Consider the following 16925-nt stretch of genomic DNA (forward strand, 5'->3'; position numbering starts at 1 on the left):
CCTCGGCGGTGCGGGATGGATCAGGGCACATCCGGCCACCAGCCGTACTGCCTCGTCTGGCCCTGACCCGGCCGTTCGACTTCCCCGGGCGGCCCTTACGGGGCCTGCCCGGCCTGGCTGGTGAGGGCTGAGGGGGCCAGTACCCACAGCAGGGCCCTGCCGGTCAGGGGTGTGGTGGCGATCAGGGTCAGGTAGACCTCGATCAGGGATCCGTCACCGGTGAGGACGTTGAGGTCGTCCGCCCATCGGGAGAGCAGGTAGATGACGGCGTCGACGATGAGCCAGGAGGCGAGGTTCGCTCCGATCCACCACTTCCAGCGCGTGGTGACCTTGCGCAGGACCAGTGACTGCGACAGCCCGAGCAGGGGGCCCAGGGCCAGGCTCTGGCTGGCGGCCAGCAGGTAGGCCGTCGAGACCGTCTCGTGGGAGTCCTGCGCGCTGATCACCGCGGGCATGATCACCACCAGCCATGCGAGCAGCGCCGGACCGACGTTGGAAGTGATCCACACCTTGCGGGGGACGGGGACCCGCTCCTTGACGACCAGCCACTGCAGGGCTCCCAGGACTCCGCCGAACAGTGCGGCCCCCAGGGTCGCGATCAGGAGCGCGAGGATCACGTTGTGGCTGGCCAGGTTCATGTGGAGGACGTCGTTGCCCAGCAGGATCAGCAGGAACCCGACGGTCAGCACGGTGATGAAGGCGAGCGTGTTGTAGCCGATCCACCGCCGGTACAGGCGGGCGTCCCACCCGCTGGTCGGAGCGGGTTCGTGTCCGGAGCCGGAAGCGGTCATCACCCACTCCTCGCGGGGGTACGCGGCCGCGCGTGCCGTTCGCGGTGATCGTACGCGCGCCGCCCCGGGGGCGGCTTGCGGCGCCGTGCGTCCGGGCCGGTTCCGTCTCCGATCACCCGTGTGGCCCTTCTCCCGGCGCCGTCCCCGCCGTGATCGCGGTCAGGAGGCGGGTGCGGGCCGACGCGAAACGCTGCTGCCGGCGAAGTCACGGCGTACGCACGAGGCGGCCATGCCGGTGATGTCCTGGTGCGCCTGCCGCGGATCACCCCGGCCGGCGGGGAGGTTGGGGGCAGGGCATGCGCTGCGGTGGGGGTGGAGTCGTGAAGGGCAACTCGGGTCGTCACCGTCGGCAGGTACTGCTCGCCTCGGTGCGTTCGCTGGTGACGGCGGCACTCCTCGTGACCGCCTACTACCTGCTGCCCATGGACTCGGCCTTCACGGCCACCACCGTCCTCGTGCTGGTCGGTGGCGTCGCGGCCGTGGTGGTGCTCCTGGCCTGGCAGATCCGCAGGATCACACTGTCGCCGTGGCCCGGGCTGAAGGCCATGGAGGCCATGGCGATCACCGTGCCGCTGTTCGTCCTGCTGTACGCCACCGCCTGCTTCCTGCTGGAGCACAGCGCGCCGGGCAGCTTCAGCGAACCTCTGTCGCGCACCGACGGGTTGTACTTCGCGATGACCGTGTTCAGCACGGTCGGATTCGGGGACATCACGGCGCGGAGCGAGCCGGCCCGGGCGCTGACCACGGGGCAGATCACGCTGAATCTGCTGCTCCTCGGCGTGGCGGCCCGGCTCCTGGCCAACGCGGTCCAGCGGGGCCGGGAACGCCGTGATCAGTCTGCCGGTCCCGGTGGAGCGACGGCACGCCGCCCGGCCCGTGACTCCGGTGGAGCGCGGCACCCGGGAGATCCGGCGGCTCGCGTTCCCTCCTGAAGGACCTGCTGCGGCCCCGGGCGATGCTGCCGAACACGGCCGGCCCCGGGGCGGCTGCCGTGGTCCTGGAACCGGGCCGGCACGTGGGAATCACCACGCATTGACCGGACCGGAAGAGAGAGACCAATTCAGGCCATTTTTGGCGCTTCACCAACTGGTGGCGCGCGTACCCGGGTTAACCGTTCCAGGCACTGTCGAAACGAAAGCGGGCGGTTGCGAGGGGAACGCCCGATCGATCCTCAGGAGTGCTGGTTTCCGGACGCCGGGGCAAAGGCCCTCTTTGCCCCGGCGTACAACCTGACCCACTATGGCCGTGCCGCTCGGGTCACCGGAGGTCGCTCAGCACGCCGCTCACGTTGAGCACCTCGTGACACTCCTGCGCCTGACGGCCGGTGGCCGGGGTACCTGGCTTTGCACAGGTCACCTGAACGGTCACAGTCTGGCTCTCGGTGATGCTGATGGGGGTGACCCAGTGGTAGTCCTGGTTGCGGAACGTCTCCAGCGCGATCGTCGTGATCTTGCGGTCACCGAAGTCGATGGTCACCACCCCTTCGTCGCCCTGGAAGTTCGCGACAACGATGTCCGTGATCCCGAAGGCCTTGCCCGCGGGCACCGTGTAGGTACCGGTCTTGGACTGCCCACCGCCCGTCTGCAGGTCGATGGTGGCCGAGCTCTGCGCCCCTCCGGTCCCGGTACCGCCGCCTCCGCCACCGCCGGTGCCACCACCCGGGCCGGCTCCGCCCGCGCCGGGCTGGGTGCCCTTGCCGCCGCCCGGCTGCTTGCCGTCGCCGGTCACCGGGGTCTGCCCGTTCAGGTCCGCACTGGGCGTCGGCTTCTTCTGGACCGCCTCGTCGGCGGCCTCCTTGGCCGTACTGCGCACGGCCGGACGCACCAGAAGGAACCAGGCGAGCAGCAGCGCGAGCAGCGCGGCCAGTACCGCGAGCAGCCAGGTCGGGAAGATCGGGATCTGGACGAACTCCACGTCCAGCGGCGCCCGGACGGGGTCCTGGTCCGGCCGCTCCCTGGCCTCCTTGGTGTCCTTGACGCCCTTTCCGTCCTTGCCCTCGCCTCCGCCGGCTTCGGCGTCGGCTTCGAGTTCGGCCACAGCGACGGTGAACGGCCAGGTCACCGGGGTCCCGAACCACACCGGCCGGCCGGTGCGGACCCGCAGCCCCACCTCCGCCGACTCCCCCGGCTCCAGCTTCAGCTCCGTGGGCGCGAAGGCGAACTTCAGCTCCTCCCCCGGCTGGGCGGGCGTGAAGCCCAGCCGTACGGGGCAGTTGCCCTCGTTGCGCACGGCCAGCCGATAGCGTCCGCGCAGCCAGCCGCGGCGCCGCCTGGGAGCGCTCTCAGCCCGCAACTCCCGGAATTCCTCCACATGCACGGTGGTTTCGGGGACCCGCACGGCCTCGGGCTGCTCGGTGGGCAGCACGCGAACGGCCAGCGGCACGTCCCCCGCCCGTACCTGCGATGAACGGGGCGGCGCCAGAAGGATCGTCACCGTTTCCGAGGTGCCCGGGTAGAGCGAGACCCGCTCGGGTTCCACCGTGGTCCAGGCAGCGCAGTCGCCGACGACTTCCAAGCGGTACGCCTCGACGATGTCGCTGTCGTTGCGGACGGTCAGGGTGGTGGATGCGGTACCGCCCGGCGTCACCGATACCGGCGGGATGTCGAGGACGGGCGCACCAGGGCTCGAAGAGGCTGCTGGGGATGTCACACCACGACGCTATGACGCATCCCACGCCTCCTCCACGTACACGAGGGCAACGCCCCGGGCAACCCGCATGCCCCCAAGGACTCTCATCAATTACGAGTGCCCAGCCACTTGTTGACCATCCCTCTCCATCCGTAACCCCACATACGCATCATGGAACAGGTACGACACATGACCCAGTCTCAGAACACAGGAACCGTCACCTCATCCGGCGCCGGCGAACGGGTCACCGTGGCCGTCTACGCACCGGACCCGATCCTGCACGTCGGGGTCGTCCACCAGCTGCGCCAGCGCCCCGAGATCGAACTCGTCGACGTCGCCGACGGCGCGCAGGTGTCGCTCGTCGCCGTGGACAGCGTGGACGACGAGACGGCCGCCCTGCTGTACCGGCTGCGGCACGACTCCAGCACGCGCACCGGGCTCGTGGTCGGCACGTTCGAATCCGGGGACGCCTTGCAGCGGGCCATCGAATGCGGGGTCACCGCGGTGCTGCGACGCAGCGAGGCCGACCAGGACCGGCTGCTGCGTCTGGTCCTGGCGATAGCCAACGGCGAGGGGGTGCTGCCCGGCGACCTGCTCGCGAAGCTCCTCGATCACGTGGGCAGCCTGCAGCGTTCTCCCCTCGACCCGCACGCCGTGTCCCTGTCCACCCTGACCGCGCGCGAGGCCGACATGCTGCGCCTGGTGTCGGAGGGCCTGGACACCGCGGAGATCGCGCGCAAGACCTCGTACTCCGAACGGACCGTCAAGAACGTGCTGAGCGAGATCATCACGCGGCTGCACCTGCGCAATCGCACGCATGCGGTCGGATACGCCCTGCGCAACGGGCTGATCTGACCGTGCGAAGGGAGCCGGCGGCGGGAGCCGGCGCCCGGACCGCGGCCCGCCGGCCCCGGCGGCCCGCACCCCCACTGCCCGAAAGCGCACCGGTCGCTTCCCCCGGGTGCGGCCCCGCGGCCCTGCCGGCCGCCGCTGCCGGGCCGCACAGTGGCGGCGTCATACGTGAAGCTGTACCGGACTGTGAGGTGGACCGTGATGGGCACGGGTGGCTCCGGCAGTCGTCGACGCCGCTGGGGGAGGGCCTGCGCACCGCTGCTGCTGCTCGTCCCCCTGCTCGCGGTGACGGCGGCCACCGGCCCTGGCGACGCCGAGGCGCGCCCCCTGGCGGCCGACGCCGGTGACGGCCGGGTCGTGTACGCCGGTACGCGCCACCGCAGTCTGGGCCGGGTGGCGACCGGCACGTCCAGCACCCCCCTGTTCGGCGAGGGGCCGGCCCACATGGACACCCAGCCCGCCGCGCTGGGCGACCAGTTGGTCTTCGCCGGCCGCCGCGACGAGCGGACCCCGCAGGTCTACCTGCGCTCCGCGGACGGCTCGGTACGCCGCCTGACCAGCGGCCTCGACGTGGCGAACCCCCGGCTGACGCCGGACGGCCGGTCGGTCGTCTTCGACTCCGCCCAGCCCTCGGGTTCCGGCGGCCCCCAGCGCGACCTGTACCTGGTGCGCACCGACGGCACCGGCCTCACCCGGCTGACCGACTCGCCCGCGGACGAGGAGCACCCCACGGTCTCGCCGGAGGGCGGACGGCTGGCGTACTCCTCCGACAGCGACCCGGCCGCCGGGCGGCAGGTCTACGTACGCCCCCTGCGCGGCGGCGCCGCCACCCGCGTCACCGACCCCGCGGGCGGCACGGCCACCGAGCCGGTGTGGAACCCGGTGGACGACACCGCCAACCGGGACGTGATCGCCTACACCGCCACCACCACCGGCACGGCCGGGCCCCGCCTGCGCTGGACCGACGGGCGCGGCGGCGGTCCGCTGCTGGCGGGCGCCCAGGCGAACTGGCGCACCCACGGTGCAGCGTGGCTGCCCGACGGGAACGGTGTGCTCTTCCTCAGCCCGGACCGCACCTGTGACTGCAAGGGCGACTGGGACCACGTCTTCCGGGTGCCCGCGCACTCGGCGGACACCCCCGAGCTCGTGCTCAGCGAGGACCGCGAGGTCGGCCCGCCCACCTGGCTCGGTCCGCTGAAGGGCGGCGGTGTCGTGGTCGAGCGGACCTCGGCTGCCGGGCCGCACGTGGTGACCCTGCAGGACGCCCGGATGGACGGCTCCGACCCCCGCGACCTCAACCTGACCATCCTCAAGGAGGACCCGGCGGCCGACACCAACACGGACCCGGCCAAGGACCCGCTGTTCCAGCCCGCCCCCGACTTCGACCCGTGGACCGAGCGGCAGAACTACACGCCCGACGGGCGCAGGATCGTACTGACCCGCTTCGAGGACACACGTGAGGGCCGGATCGAACGGATCTGGACGGCGGACGCCGACGGCACCAACGAGGCGGTCCTGCCGCTCGCCGGCCGCGGCCCCAAGGACTGGGACACCGACCCGGCGTTCTCCCCCGACGGCAAGCTCCTGGCCTTCACCCGGACCTCGCCCGGTGGCGTCGGCGGTGACACGGGCCCCGCGCGCATCCTGATCGCGGACGCCGCCACCGGGGCGATCCGCGGCGAGATCACCCCGCCCGCCGGCCAGGACCGGCTCGGCGATGCCCAGCCCACGTGGTCCTCCGACGGCACGACCCTGGCCTTCACCCGGAACCTCGTGATCAACGGCCGTGGCGGCAACAAGCACGTCTGGACCGTGCCCGTGGACCACCTGGACCGGCAGCGCGACCTGAGCGCCACCCTCTGTCCCGGTGCCTGCGAGGTCATCGACGACAGCCCCGCGTTCTCACCGGACGGCGCCACCATCGCCTTCAACCGCAAGAACGGCGGCGGCCGCGTCGACGAGCGCAGCGGCATCCTGCTCGCCTCCGCGGCCGGCGGCGGTGCCTGCCGGGTCCTGCTCCCCACCGCCGCCCGCGACGTGCCGGGAGCCTGCGGCCGCGAACTGCCCGAACCCCCGGCCAAGGGACCGTTCCAGCCCCGCGACGCCGCATGGACCGCCGACGGCAAGAGCCTGGTCCTCAGTGCCCGCGGCTCACGGGCCCCCAACAGCCCTGAGAAGCTCAAGCTGGTGGACGTGGCCTCCGGCAACCACACCCTGCTCGTCACGGGCCTGCCGGGCCGCCAGAAGGAGCCCGGCGTGCAGCAGTCCGTGGACCTCGCGGTACGGGCACCCGAGAAGGCCCCGCCGCTCACCGTCGGGGACTCCGCCACGGTCCGGGTGGACGTCGTCAACCAGGGCCCCGCGGCCTCGCCCGGTACCCGGCTGACCGTCGCGCCCCCGCTCGGGGTGAACGTCACCGCGCTCACCGCACCCGGCGCCACGTGTGACGCGGCGGCGCTGACCTGCACGCTGGGCGTGGTGACCCCCGGCGCCACCGTCCCGGTGACCGTCACCCTCACCGGCATCACCCCCGGGGAGCAGCCGGTGGACTGGTCGGTCACCGGCACCGTGATCGACCCCCGTCCCAGCGACAACTCCGGCCGGACCGTGGTGCCGGTGCGCGAGGCACCCGTACCCCCGAAGCCGACCCCCACGCCGCCGACGCCGACCCCGGTGCCGCCCACTCCGGCCCCGCCGACGACCCCGCCCGCGCCCCGGCCGGAACCGCCCGCACCCCCGGCCGGCCCCGGGCTGAGCATCACGGCGCAGCCGAACCCCGGCTACGTGGGCGGCCGCGTCGTCGTCACGTACACCGTCCGCAACGGCCGCAACGCCCTGGCCACCGGCCTGCGGCTGCGCATCGGCCTCCCGCAGGGCGTACCGGCCGGCGGACCGCCGCCGGGCTGCGACACGAACGGGGAGTGCGTCCTGCCGGACCTGGCGCCGGGCGCACGGACCGTCCTGCGCGTCGTCCTCAACCCGGACAAGGCACTCACCGCTCAGGTGACCGGCAACCTGACCACGACCGGCACCGACGCCGACCCCCGCGACAACACCGCCCAGGAGCAACTGCGCATCCTCCAGCCGCGCATCGTGGCCGTGCCGCCGATCGGCAAGCCCGGCTTCGTCACCTCCGTACGCGGCGAGGACTTCCCGTCCGGCGTGCCGGTGCGGTTCACGTGGAAGCCGGGCATCACGGCAGCGGCGGCACCCACCTTCCCCCGGCGCGACGGCACCTTCATCGGCCAGCTGCTGATCCTGGCCAAGGACCAGACGGGCCCCCGGATCATCACCGCGAGCGGCCCCGGCTTCTCGCCGGTGCAGACCGACTTCCTCGTGGTCAACGGTTCGGTGCAGCCGCCCGACGAGGTGACCCGCCGGTGATCCACGAAGTCGACGAGGGGCTGCGCCGGCTGCTGGCGGAGTCCGGCCTGGAGGCGTCGGGCGTCGAGGTGGTCTTCGACGCCCCGACGAGTGACTGGGCGGCGCGCCGCAGCGCGCCCACGGTCTGCGTGTTCCTGTACGACATCCGCGAGGACGCCACCCGGCGCGGCAGCGGCGCCGGCGAGGTGTACGACGCCGACGGGTTCGTCGTCGCGCGCCGCACCCCGCCGCGCTGGTTCGAGCTGACGTACCTGGTCACCGCGTGGGCGAGCCGGCCGCAGGACGAGCACCGGCTGCTCTCCCAGGTGCTCGGCTGCCTCGTGAACACCGACACGCTGCCCCCGCACATGCTCACCGGCACGCTCGCCGAACTCGGCCTGCTCGTGGACGTGGACGCGGGCGGCACCGGCCTGGACGCACCGGCCGCCTCCGACGTGTGGTCGGCGCTCGGCGGCGAGCTGAAGCCCTCCCTCGGGCTGCGCGTGAAGGCGCCGCTGGCGGGCATCAGCAGGGCCGCGGCCCCGCCGGTCACCGAGGGGCTCGTCGTGCGCTCCGTACCGCAGGCCGCACCCGACGGGGACGGGGGTGCGCGCCGGCTGCGCTACACCGAGACGGTCGAGCCGGGGCCCGAGGGCTTCGGCGGATCCCGGGAACGGCCGGGCGCCCCCGCGCGCCGCCGACGGGGGGAACGGCAGCCGTGACGCACACCGCCGCGCCGCCGGCCGCGCCCGCAGCCACGGCCACGGCCGACACCACCCCGTACCTGTGGACACGGCTCCGGCTCGTCGAGGAGCGGGTGCGCCGGGCGGTGGAGCTCCGGCGGGCCGTCGATCCCGACCCGGACGACCCCTACCGGGGCCAGTACCTCACGCCCGAGGCGGTCGCCCGCATCCTGGACGCACCGCACGGACCCGCGCTGCCCGCGCCCGCGCCGGCCGCACCGCCGGCCGGCTCGCCCCTCGACGTCCTCGCCACGCGCTTCGCACTGGAGCCGCTCGACCTGGACCTGCTCCTGGTGGCCGTGGCGCCGGACCTGGACGCCCGCTTCGAGCGGCTCTACGGCTACCTCAACGACGACCTGACGCGCCGCCGGCCCACCGTCGGCCTCGCCCTCGAACTGTGCGGCCGCACCGGGTCGGGAGCCGCGCGGTTCCGGCTCTCCCCCACCGCGCCGCTGGTCGCGGGCGGCCTCCTGGAGGTCACCGAGCCGGAACGGCCGCCCCTGTCCCGGGTGCTGGCCATCCCGGACCGGGTCACCGCGCATCTGCTCGGCGACGCCTGGCCCGATCCGCGACTGGCCGAGGTGCTCGGCCGGGCGCACGACGACCCGGCCGTCGACCCGGCCGAGCTGCGGCGGGCCGTCGCCGCGGCCGGCAGCGGCACCCGCCACGTCCACCTGCGGGCCCGCGGCGGCGACGCGGAAGGCCTGGCCGCCGCCGCCCTGCACGCGTGCGGGCCGGGCCCCCTGGCGCTGGACACGGCGGCGCTGGCCCGGCACGCCGGCGCCGTGCCCGAACTCGCCCGCGCCACCGCCCGCGAGGCCCGGCTGACGGGCGCCGGTGTGCTGCTGGGGCCGCTGGAGGAACTGCCCGACAAGCCCGACGAACGGACCCGCATCCTGCGCACGCTGTGCACCGCGCTGCGCGGCATCCCCCTGTTCACCCACGGAACGAGCGGTTGGGAACCCGCCTGGGCGGCCGACACCCCCGTCACCCTGACGGTGGCGGCCGCCACCCCCGACCGGCACGTCACCCGCTGGCGGCACGCGCTGGAGGGAGCCGCCGCAGGACGCGGCGCGGACGGGGACATCCCCGAGCTCGCCCGGTCCGTGTCCGCGCACCGCCTGGACGCCGGGCAGCTGCGGCGCGCCGCCGACACCGCGGTGCGCACCGCGGCGCTCGACGGCCGCCCGCTCTCCGCCGAGGGCCTGCGCACCGCCGTACGGGCCCAGAACGGCGCGGGGCTCGCCCGCCTCGCCCGCCGGGTGGAGCCCGCGGTCGGCTGGGACGACCTGGTACTGCCCGCGCCCACCCACCGCCGGCTGCGGGAACTCGCCGTACGCGCCCGCCACCGCGACCAGGTGCTCGGGCAGTGGGGCATGCGGCCCGGCGGCGGGCGCGGACGCGGGGTGATCGCGCTGTTCGCCGGGTCCTCAGGCACCGGCAAGACCATGTCCGCCGAAGTGGTCGCGGCCGACCTGGGCATGGACCTGTACGTGGTGGACCTGTCCACGGTCGTCGACAAGTACGTCGGTGAGACCGAGAAGAACCTGGAACGGATCTTCACCGAGGCCTCGGCCGTCAACGCGGTGCTGCTGTTCGACGAGGCCGACGCGATCTTCGGCAAACGCTCCGAGGTGAAGGACTCCCACGACAAGCACGCCAATATGGAGTCGGCCTACCTGCTCCAGCGGATGGAGTCGTTCGACGGCATCGCCGTCCTCACCACCAATCTGCGGGCCAACCTCGACGAGGCGTTCACCCGCCGCCTGGACGTGGTCGCCGACTTCCCGGTGCCCGACGCCGCCCAGCGCCTGGCCCTGTGGGAGCGGTGCCTGGGCGAGCGGCTGCCCCGGGCCGGCGACCTCGATCTCGGCTTCTGTGCGGACCGCTTCGAGCTGTCCGGGGGCTCGATCCGGGCGTGCGCCGTGACGGCCGCCTACTCCGCGGCCGCGTCGGGCGAACCCCTGACCATGGGCCAGGTGGTGACGGCGGTCGCCCAGGAGTACCGCAAGCTCGGCCGCCTGGTCCTGGAGGGCGAGTTCGGGCCGTACCTGAGCCAGGTCACCGGCGTGTGAGCGCGGGCGCCGGCCGACGGGCGCAGCGCGGTGCCTGGCCGGCCCGGCGCTGGCGACCGGGAGGGCATCGCACTTGCCCCCGGCCAGGTCCGAACGCCCTTGTCGCAGGCGGCGGCCGACGGAAAGGCTGTGGTCAGACCTGATGGCGCAGCTGTAACCCGAAGGAGCGAGCATGCCGACGTACCTCACCCCGGGCGTGTACGTGGAGGAGGTGCAGTCCGGTGCTCGCCCGATCGAAGGGGTCGGCACCGCCGTCGCCGCGTTCGTGGGCTTCGCCCAGACCGGCCCGTTCCACGAGCCGACTCTGGTCACCAGCTGGGACCAGTACTCCCAGCGGTTCGGCGGCTTCACCGAGGGCACCTACCTGCCGCACGCCGTCTACGGGTACTTCGCCAACGGCGGCGGCGCCGCGTACGTCGTCCGCATCGGCGGGCAGGCCCGGGACGCCTCCGCACCGGCCGCCGCGGGCTCCGTCCCCCAGCCCCGCGCCGCGGAGCCCGTCGAGCTCGGCGGCTTCCTGATCGCGGCCCGGCCGGGCGTCACCGGAGTGTCCGTGGAGATCGCCGCCGCGGAGGGCGAGAACCCGCCCGAGGACCGCTTCAAGATCGTGGTCCGCCAGGGCGAGCAGGTGGCCGAGACCTACGAGGTCTCCGCCCGCAAGAACGTCAAGGGCTACCTCGTCACCCAGGCCCGCGCCTCGAAGCTGATCGAGGTCACCGAGCAGCGGGGCGCGACCCAGACCCGGCCCGCCGGGCAGACCGTCGTCGTGCCCGACGCCTCCGCCGCGTCGCCCGCTCCGGCCGGCGGCGCCGGCGTGGCGCGGCTCGACCCGGCCGAGTACGTCGGCGACTCCGCCGCCCGCACCGGGTTCGCCGGTCTGGAGACCATCGACGAGATCACCATGGTCGCGGTGCCGGACCTGATGAGCGCCTACCAGCGCGGCGACATCGACTCCGAGGGCGTGCGCACCGTGCAGCTCGCGGTGATCTCGCACTGCGAGCAGATGGGCGACCGGGTGGCCGTCCTGGACACCCCGCCCGGGCTCTCCGCGCAGCAGGTGCGCACCTGGCGCAACGACGAGGCGGGCTACGACTCCCGCTACGCCACCCTGTACTACCCGTGGGTGCGGGTCTTCGACCCGGCCGCCGGGCGCAACACGACCGTCCCGCCGAGCGGCCACGTCGCCGGTGTGTGGGCGCGCAGCGACGCCGAGCGCGGTGTGCACAAGGCCCCCGCCAACGAGGTGATCCGCGGTGCGGTGGACCTGGAACTGCGCCTGAGCAAGGGCGAGCAGGACCTGCTCAACCCGATCGGGGTGAACTGCGTACGGGCCTTCCCCGGCCGGGGCATCCGGATCTGGGGCGCCCGCACCCTCTCCTCGGACCCGGCCTGGCGCTACCTGAACGTGCGCCGCCTCTTCAACTACCTGGAGGAGTCCATCCTCCTGGGTACCCAGTGGGTGGTCTTCGAGCCGAACGACGACCGGCTCTGGTCGAGCATCCGGCGCAACGTCACCGCGTTCCTCACCGAGGAATGGCGCCGCGGCGCGCTGTTCGGCCGCACGGCGGCGGAGGCGTTCTACGTCAAGTGCGACCGGGACAACAACCCGCAGGAATCGATCGACCAGGGCCGCGTGGTCTGTGAGATCGGTGTGTCACCCGTCAAGCCCGCCGAGTTCGTGGTCTTCCGGCTGGCCCAGTTCTCCGACAGCACCAGCCTCGTCGACGAGTGACCCTCCGGGGCAGCGGCACCACCAGCAGCAGCAGCAAGGAAAGGTGAAGGACAGTCATGGCAGAGGGCGATGCTCTTTCCACCCATATCTTCGGCGTGCAGCTCGGCGGCTACCTGGTCGAATCGATCCAGGAGATCAGCGGCCTGACCGTCGAGGAAGAGGTCGTCGAGGTCCGCCAGGTCAGCGCGGAGGGCAAGCAGATCATCCGCAAGCAGCCCGGCGCGCGCCAGGCGGGCGAGGTCACGATCACCCGGGGACTCGACAAGAGCAGCGAGTTCACCAAGTGGATCAAGGAGACCCTGAACAACGGTGCCGTCGACACCGCGCGACAGAACCTCACCATCGAGATCAAGGACTCGACGGGCGCGACCGTCCGCCGCATCCAGCTGATGCAGGGCTGGGCCTCCAAGTGGGAGGGCCCCTCCCTCAAGGCCGGCGAGTCCGCCGCGGCCACCGAGTCCGTGACCATCGTGTTCGAGGAGATCATCGTCGAATGAGGCGCCGTACGGTGACGGCGGGCAGCCTGGAGGAGATCCTCCAGGCCACTGCGCCCGCGGCGGCCCCGGAGCCGGCGGCCGCACCCCCGGCCGCCGCTCCGGCAGGGCGCGAGGACCACGGACTGCGGACGGAGTTCGAGTTCGAGCTGCCGCGCGGGTACGTCGACGAGGCGGGCACGGTGCACCGGCACGGATCGATGCGCCTGGCCACCGCCCGCGACGAACTGCGCCCCCAGATCGACCTGCGGGTCAAGGAGAACCCGGCGTACCTCAGCGTGGTGCTGCTCAGCCAGGTGATCACCCGGCTCGGCACCGTCACCGACGTGCACGCCGGGATCGTGGAGCGGATGTACGCGACCGACGTCGCGTTCCTGCAGGACTTCTACCGGCGCGTCAACAGCGAGGGTCACACCCGCGCGGCCGTCACCTGCCCGCACTGCGAAGGCGGTTTCGAGGTCGACCTCTCCGGTGGGCGCCTGGGGGAATCGTGACGTACGCCCTCCCCCGACTCAGGGAGGAGATCGCGTACATCGCCTACCACTTCCACTGGCAACGCGACGAGATCCTCGACCTGACCCACGGCGAGCGCCAGGAGTGGGTCACCGAGATCGGTCGAATCAACACCCGTGTGAACGAAGGCGGTTGAACGCATGGCATGGCGGGACAGGCTGCGTCGGCGCGCTGCCACGGCCGTGCCGGAAGCCGCGGGCGCGGCCGCGGCCGCGTCACCGGAGGCTGCGCGGGGCACGCCCGCCGTGCGGGACAGTGCCGTGCCGGACGGTGCCGTACCCGGCGACTGGGACGGCGGCTGGCGCATGACGGCGCCGCCCGCGCTGACCGTGTCCCGTGCGGCCATGGGCGTCAGCGACGGGCTCGCCTTCCGCGCCGGCCTGGCCGCGTGGCGCGATCCGTCGTTCGACACAGGGCTCGCCCACGCCCTGCTCCCGTCCGCCCCGGCGGGCCTCGTACGTGGGGTCACCCGCCCCGCCGGTCCCCGTAGCGGGCCCGGGGGCGGCGGCCCGCTGCTGCTGCGGGCGCTGCGACAGCCGGAGGAAGCGGAACCGACCCCCGCTGCTTCGGGTACGTCGCGGGTGCCCGACGCCGCGCAGATCTCGCGCCGGGTGCGGCCCGGCACCCCGTCGTCCGGTCCGGGCGGCTCGGACACGAGCGGCCCGGCGACGGCCGGCCCCGACCCGGTCGTCACCCGCGCCACCGCCCGCGGCGGCGCGTCCACGCACTCCGCCCCCGTACGCGGCACACCCGGCCCCGCCGTACAGCGGGCCGGTGCCGCGCCGTCCCGTCCGGGCAACCCGGGCACCCGCGGCCCGGCCGCCGATCCGGTGGTGTCCGGACCGGGCGCGCCCGTACCGCACGCCGCGTCGCCGTTGCGCGGCGGCTCACCGGGGTCGGGCGTCGCCCGTGGCGGCGCTGCCCCGCACTCCGCAGCCACCCTCGGCACGCCGGCTCCCGCCGTTCAGCGGGCCGGGGCCGGCGCCGCGGTGACCCCTGCCGCGTCCGGCCGTGCGCCGACGCCCGCACGGTTCCCGCTGGTCCGCCGTATCGCGGTGGTCCCCGACACCTCGGCGGGCCGGGGAGCGTCCGCCGGGAGTGCGGCCCCGTCCCCGTCCGGTCCGCCCGTCCAGCGAGCCGCGGCCGGCCCGTCCGGCTCCACGGGGTCCGCGGGGTCCGCGGGATCCGCCGAGTCCGCGGGATCCGCCGCCGCCGTGGTCCGCCCGCGCTCCGTCGGCCGCACGCTGACCGTCGCGCGGGTCCCCGCCACGCCCGGGCGCCGGGTGTCCGTCGTCCGCCCCGCACCGGTACGGACAGCCCCGGTCACGACCACGGCCGAGTCGGGCACGCCCGTACAGCGTGCGGACGGTCGCGCACCGCTCGGCACTCCCGTCACCGGGCTGCCGCCCGCGACCCCGCCGTCGGACCACCCCGCAACGCCCACCGCGCCCACCCCGGCCATGCCCATCGTCCAGCGCCGGGCAGAGCCGACGGCCTCGAACGCCGCCCCGTCGGGCCGCTCCGCAGCAGCTCCCGTACCCGTGACGCCCGTGGTCCAGCGCCGGGCGGAGCCCTCGGCCGAGGGTGCGACCGCCCCTGACAGCGGAGCCCCGCAGCACCGCCCGGTGAAGCCCGCCGCGGGCGCCGTGGCACCCGTGCAGCGTGCGGAGGTTCGTCCACCGCTCGGCACCGGTCTCACCGGACTGCCGCCCACGGCCCCGCCGTCGGACCACCCGGTAACGGCCCCCGCGCCCGACCCGGCGATGCCCATCGTCCAGCGCCGGGCAGAGCCGGCGGCCGAGGGCGCCGCCGGCCCGGAAACGCCTGTGCGTGTGGGAAGCCGCCCACCGCTCGGGGCGCCCCTCACCGAACTGCCCGCCACGGCCATCCCGTCGGGCCACCCCGCAGCGGCCGCCTCGACCGACCCCGCGATGCCCGTCGTGCAGCGCCAGACGGAGCCCACGACCGCAGGCGGCGCCGCTCCCGACAGCAGCGGCCCGAAGCCCGCCGCGCACCGCCGGGCAGAGCCCGCCACCGGCCTCGAGGCACCCGTGCAGCGGGCACGGACCCGCGCACCGCTCGGGGCGCCCCTCGCCGAACTGCCCGCCACGGCCATCCCGTCGGGCCACCCCGCAGCGGCTCCCACGACCGACCCCGCGATGCCCGTCGTCCAGCGCCAGACGGAGCCCACGGCCGACAGGGCCGGGCCCGGCGCGACCCGTGGGTCCACGCCGCGGGTCCGTAGCGGCCTGGGGGCGCCGCTGCCCGCGCTGCCGCCGAGCGCCGCGCCGCCCCCTCCCGCCTCGTCCCGGGCCCGAGCGGCTCGGCCCGTCTCCCCTGCCGCCGTACAGCGCGCAGCTGCGCCCGGTGCGCCGTCGACGCCGACGGGTCATGCACCCGTGCTCGGGGCAGGCTCTGCCGCCCCGCGCGCACCCAAGACCGGCGGCCCCGGCGCACCCCCCGGGGCCGCCCACCCGATTCCCCTGGTCGTCGCCCGTGCGGTCACCGATCCGAGCGTGGCCCCGCACCCCGCCGCGGGCGCCGCGGCGCCCGTCGGGTCCCGCACGCGTACCCTCCAGCTCCTGGCGGCCCGGCCCCTGGCCCTCGGCACCCGTGACATGGGGAGCACCGCTGCCGCCGCCGCCCGCCCGGCGAGCCGTCCCGTGGTCCCGGCCCGCTGGCCCGCCCCGAGCACCCCTGCGCAGCCGCAGGTCCAGCGGGCCGCGGTCGACGGGCCGCGCGCGGCGACCCCGCACGCGGTGCATGCCGTACGCGCCGTGCGCCCCGCGCCGCCCGCTCAGGCCCCCGCCCGCGCCGCGGCCGCTCCCCTCCCCGTGACCGGCCCGCACGCACCGCCGCTCGTGGTCCAGCCGGCGCCGGTCACCCCGTCGGCGCAGCCCGTACCCGTCGTGCGCCCCAGGACACCGGCCCCCACCGGCGCCACCGGAGCCACCGGAGCCACCGGAGCCGGCCCGCCCGGAGCCACCGGCCCCGCGCCACCGGCGCCGGTGCAGCGCGCCCCGGCCGGGAGCTCCGGAACCCCGGCCGGGGGCACCCGGCCCGCCCCGGCCGACCGGCACACAACGCCGGCACCGCAGGTCCCCGACTCCGATCTGGACGACCTGGCCCGTCGCCTGCTGGACCCTGTCTCCCGCCTGCTGCGCACCGAGTTGCGGCGCGGTCGGGAACGCGCGGGCCGGCCCTTCGACGGCCGCCGCTGAGAACGCGTACGCACGAGAAACGGACGACGGACCCATGACGGACAACATCTTCGCCACCAGCGTGTTCTTCCGGCTGGCGATCGGCGGCAACGACCTGGGCGCCTTCCACACCTGCTCCGGCATGGGTGCCGAGGTCGAGATGGAGAGCTACGCCGAGGGCGGCAACAACGGCTTCACCTGGCAGCTGCCGGGCCGCGTGACCTGGTCGAACATCACCCTCACCCGGCCCGTCACCGCGGACACCGCGAAGATCGGCCGCTGGCTGGACGAGACGCTTCGGCGGGTCGAGCCCAAGGACGGGGAGATCGTGGCGCTACGCCCGGACCTGAGCCGGATCATCAGCTGGCAGGTGTTCGGGATCGTCCCGGTCCGATGGCAGGGCCCGTCCTTCGACCCCGCCAACTCCGCCGCCGCGGTGGAGACGTTGGAGATCGCCCACCAGGGGCTGCTGCCCACCTGACCGCCCGGCCTCCCGCCCGTACCCGCCCTCCTGCACCACCCCTGCTCCCGCTC

The 16925-nt window shown here is 74.5% G+C and carries 13 protein-coding genes; 11 read left to right on the forward strand and 2 right to left on the reverse strand.

Annotated elements, in window-relative coordinates:
* Positions 1 to 95 precede the first annotated feature (95 nt).
* Complete coding sequence (locus IE257_RS21210) at positions 96 to 791, reverse strand: hypothetical protein (RefSeq protein WP_189970844.1); 696 nt, start codon at positions 789 to 791, stop codon at positions 96 to 98.
* A gap of 320 nt (positions 792 to 1111) precedes the next feature.
* On the opposite strand from IE257_RS21210, the gene IE257_RS21215 reads away from it, so the two are divergent.
* Positions 1112 to 1723: a potassium channel family protein gene (locus IE257_RS21215; RefSeq protein ID WP_229920548.1), complete on the forward strand. Its 612-nt coding sequence runs from the start codon at positions 1112 to 1114 to the stop codon at positions 1721 to 1723.
* A gap of 325 nt (positions 1724 to 2048) precedes the next feature.
* On the opposite strand, the gene IE257_RS21220 is transcribed toward IE257_RS21215, so the two are convergent.
* Positions 2049 to 3440, reverse strand: coding sequence for a COG1470 family protein (locus IE257_RS21220; protein WP_189970847.1), 1392 nt, complete (start codon positions 3438 to 3440; stop codon positions 2049 to 2051).
* A gap of 168 nt (positions 3441 to 3608) precedes the next feature.
* Here IE257_RS21220 and IE257_RS21225 point away from each other — a divergent pair, with 168 nt between their 5' ends.
* The 10 genes from IE257_RS21225 (at position 3609) to IE257_RS21270 (ending at position 16872) form a co-directional block, all read left to right on the forward strand.
* A complete protein-coding gene (locus IE257_RS21225; protein WP_229920549.1) occupies positions 3609 to 4274 on the forward strand; it encodes a helix-turn-helix transcriptional regulator in 666 nt (221 codons plus the stop codon).
* A gap of 198 nt (positions 4275 to 4472) precedes the next feature.
* Positions 4473 to 7655 (forward strand): DUF11 domain-containing protein, encoded by a 3183-nt coding sequence (locus IE257_RS21230; RefSeq protein WP_189970851.1) that lies wholly within the window; start codon positions 4473 to 4475, stop codon positions 7653 to 7655.
* Positions 7652 to 8356, forward strand: a complete 705-nt coding sequence (locus IE257_RS21235; RefSeq protein WP_189970853.1) for a Pvc16 family protein — start codon at positions 7652 to 7654, stop codon at positions 8354 to 8356. Before IE257_RS21230 ends, IE257_RS21235 begins: the two co-directional genes overlap by 4 nt.
* Positions 8353 to 10452: an ATP-binding protein gene (locus tag IE257_RS21240; protein ID WP_189970855.1), complete on the forward strand. Its 2100-nt coding sequence runs from the start codon at positions 8353 to 8355 to the stop codon at positions 10450 to 10452. Before IE257_RS21235 ends, IE257_RS21240 begins: the two co-directional genes overlap by 4 nt.
* Before the next feature lie 172 nt (positions 10453 to 10624).
* Positions 10625 to 12184, forward strand: coding sequence for a phage tail sheath family protein (locus IE257_RS21245; protein ID WP_189970857.1), 1560 nt, complete (start codon positions 10625 to 10627; stop codon positions 12182 to 12184).
* Positions 12185 to 12240: 56 nt separating this feature from the next.
* The gene (locus IE257_RS21250) at positions 12241 to 12681 is read left to right on the forward strand and encodes a phage tail protein (RefSeq protein WP_030388073.1); all 441 of its coding nucleotides are present in this window, start codon (positions 12241 to 12243) and stop codon (positions 12679 to 12681) included.
* Positions 12678 to 13172 carry a zinc-ribbon domain-containing protein gene (locus IE257_RS21255; protein WP_189970859.1) on the forward strand — a complete coding sequence of 165 codons (495 nt, stop codon included), beginning with the start codon at positions 12678 to 12680 and terminating at the stop codon, positions 13170 to 13172. The genes IE257_RS21250 and IE257_RS21255 overlap by 4 nt, the downstream gene beginning before the upstream one ends.
* Positions 13169 to 13327 (forward strand): DUF6760 family protein, encoded by a 159-nt coding sequence (locus IE257_RS21260; protein ID WP_189970861.1) that lies wholly within the window; start codon positions 13169 to 13171, stop codon positions 13325 to 13327. Before IE257_RS21255 ends, IE257_RS21260 begins: the two co-directional genes overlap by 4 nt.
* Before the next feature lie 4 nt (positions 13328 to 13331).
* Positions 13332 to 16412, forward strand: coding sequence for a hypothetical protein (locus IE257_RS21265; protein WP_189970863.1), 3081 nt, complete (start codon positions 13332 to 13334; stop codon positions 16410 to 16412).
* Positions 16413 to 16446: 34 nt separating this feature from the next.
* The gene (locus IE257_RS21270) at positions 16447 to 16872 is read left to right on the forward strand and encodes a phage tail protein (RefSeq protein ID WP_189970865.1); all 426 of its coding nucleotides are present in this window, start codon (positions 16447 to 16449) and stop codon (positions 16870 to 16872) included.
* Positions 16873 to 16925 lie beyond the last annotated feature (53 nt).

Origin of the sequence: Streptomyces avidinii (assembly GCF_014650695.1) — a bacterium.
In the GTDB taxonomy this organism is placed as follows: Bacteria; Actinomycetota; Actinomycetes; order Streptomycetales; family Streptomycetaceae; genus Streptomyces; species Streptomyces avidinii.

What these genes read in the sequence shown, in the direction of transcription:
- IE257_RS21210 (WP_189970844.1), bottom strand. Translation starts at nt 791, where the DNA reads ATGACCGCTTCCGGCTCCGGACACGAACCCGCTCCGACCAGCGGGTGG.
- IE257_RS21225 (WP_229920549.1), top strand. Translation starts at nt 3,609, where the DNA reads ATGACCCAGTCTCAGAACACAGGAACCGTCACCTCATCCGGCGCCGGC.
- IE257_RS21270 (WP_189970865.1), top strand. Translation starts at nt 16,447, where the DNA reads ATGACGGACAACATCTTCGCCACCAGCGTGTTCTTCCGGCTGGCGATC.
- IE257_RS21255 (WP_189970859.1), top strand. Translation starts at nt 12,678, where the DNA reads ATGAGGCGCCGTACGGTGACGGCGGGCAGCCTGGAGGAGATCCTCCAG.
- IE257_RS21250 (WP_030388073.1), top strand. Translation starts at nt 12,241, where the DNA reads ATGGCAGAGGGCGATGCTCTTTCCACCCATATCTTCGGCGTGCAGCTC.
- IE257_RS21230 (WP_189970851.1), top strand. Translation starts at nt 4,473, where the DNA reads ATGGGCACGGGTGGCTCCGGCAGTCGTCGACGCCGCTGGGGGAGGGCC.
- IE257_RS21245 (WP_189970857.1), top strand. Translation starts at nt 10,625, where the DNA reads ATGCCGACGTACCTCACCCCGGGCGTGTACGTGGAGGAGGTGCAGTCC.
- IE257_RS21265 (WP_189970863.1), top strand. Translation starts at nt 13,332, where the DNA reads ATGGCATGGCGGGACAGGCTGCGTCGGCGCGCTGCCACGGCCGTGCCG.